The organism is Corallococcus sp. AB030 (assembly GCF_003668965.1).
In the GTDB taxonomy this organism is placed as follows: Bacteria; Myxococcota; Myxococcia; order Myxococcales; family Myxococcaceae; genus Corallococcus; species Corallococcus exiguus.
This window is the reverse complement of the sequence record NZ_RAWQ01000431.1, coordinates 1-1725: the sequence shown is the minus strand read 5'-3', so window position 1 is coordinate 1725 and position 1725 is coordinate 1. Positions and strand designations below refer to the sequence as shown.

Annotated in this window: 2 protein-coding genes; one reads left to right on the top strand and one right to left on the bottom strand. The window is 71.7% G+C overall.

Annotated features, from left to right (window positions below; all coding sequences use genetic code 11):
- Positions 1 to 188: 188 nt before the first annotated feature.
- Positions 189 to 1022, top strand: a complete 834-nt coding sequence (locus D7Y15_RS43380) for a dienelactone hydrolase family protein (protein WP_121756209.1) — start codon at positions 189 to 191, stop codon at positions 1020 to 1022.
- 28 nt (positions 1023 to 1050) lie between these two features.
- Here the strand turns inward: D7Y15_RS43380 and D7Y15_RS43375 are convergent, their stop codons facing one another.
- Complete coding sequence (locus tag D7Y15_RS43375; protein WP_121756208.1) at positions 1051 to 1659, bottom strand: CAP domain-containing protein; 609 nt, start codon at positions 1657 to 1659, stop codon at positions 1051 to 1053.
- Positions 1660 to 1725 lie beyond the last annotated feature (66 nt).

The following is a 1725-nucleotide window of genomic DNA, read 5'->3' as shown; positions in this document are numbered from 1 at the left end:
ACGAAGTAGTCACCCCCTCTCCCTAACGGGAGCGGCGGGAACGAGGGCCGACGTGAGGGACTTCCCCTCGCGCCGGCCCTCTTCGCGTCCGGGGTTCAACGCGCTGGCGCGTCCGCCTTCACCGCGCTACGCCCGGAAGCCGGCCCGGACAGCCCGGGCCCGAAAGGACACGGACGATGAAGCCGGACATGAAGAGGCTCACGTGGGTGCTGGCGGCGGCGCTGATGCTGGGCGCCTGCGCGACGAGCAGTCCGGCGGAGGTGGCGCGCACGCCGTCCGCCACGGGCGCCGTCTCCGAGGAGGAGTTCAAGGCCATGCACACCCTGCGCACGGACGCCGCCCCCGAGCGCAAGGGCCAGCCGGTGGAGCTGTCCGACGGCTCCAAGGCCTACCTGAGCCTGCCTCCGAACGCGAAGGGCCCCCTGCCCGCCGTCATCGTCATCCACGAGTGGTGGGGCCTCAACGAGCACGTGCAGGCCTGGGCGGACCGGCTGGCGGCGGAGGGCTACGCGGCGCTCGCGGTGGACCTCTACCACGGCAAGGTGGGCGCCAACCCCGACGAGGCGCTCGCGCTGGTGAAGGCCGTGGACCCGGACCAGGCCACGAAGACGCTGCTGGCCGCGCACGCGTTCCTCAAGGGAGACCCGCGCATCCAGGCCGTGCGCACCGGCAGCATCGGCTGGTGCTTCGGCGGCGGCTGGTCGCTGCGCACCGCCATGGCCATCCCGGAGCTGAGCGCGGCGGTCATCTACTACGGCCACCCGGTGACCGACCCGCAGCAGCTCTCCACCATCAAGGCCCAGGTGCTGGGCATCTTCGGCACGAAGGACAAGTCCATCCCGCCGGAGACGGTGCAGGCCTTCGAGAAGGCGCTGGAGGAGGCCGGCGTGCGCAGCCGCATCGTGGAGTACGACGCGGACCACGCCTTCGCCAACCCCTCCGGCGGCCGCTACGACGAGCGCGCCGCCGCGTCCGCCTGGGCGGAGACGTCCGCGTTCCTCGCGCGCACGCTCAAGCGCTGAGGACGCATCGCAGTGGGGCCAGCGGCCTTCAGTAGGGACGCTGGCCCACGTAGTTGCCCGGGGGCGCGTAGTTGCACACCCAGAAGTCCCAGCTGGACGTCCCGAAGGGCGAATTGACGGTGCAGCGCTTCGTGGCGCAGCCCAGGCGGCGCGTGTTGCGCCACACCACCTGCGTGTAGTGGCCGCAGGCCTTGCCCGACGCGCAGGCGTTCTTCGAGTAGTCGTAGTCCGCCACCTCGTCCACCCAGCCCTTCACCACGGTCTTCGCGTTCAGGTAGTCCGGCGTGGCGGCGGCGATGTTCTCTCCCGCGTTGCCACGGCCCGCGTTGTGCTCGTAATCGCAGTTGTCCACCCACTTCTGGGCGATCTCCGCCACCGCGGGGTCCCACGTGAGCGGCTCCAGCGCGGGTGACGGCGTGGGCTTCGCGGCGGCGCGGGCCGCGTTGTGGGCCTCCAGCATGTCGCGGGCGAACTGCGTCAGCTCCACGCCGCCGCCATCGGCGCTGGTGCCTCCGTCCTCCTGGACGCCCGCGTCCTCGGGCGTGTCGTCCGAGTCCCCGTCAGGGATACAGGCGAGCAGGAGGAACGGGGTGAGCAGCACGGCGGACAGGGGACGGAAGAGGGGAGGGCGTCGCATGGGAGGGATTATCCGCGCGCGGGTGGGTGTGCGGGCAAGCGGACAGGGGGACAGCGAGGATGGGGA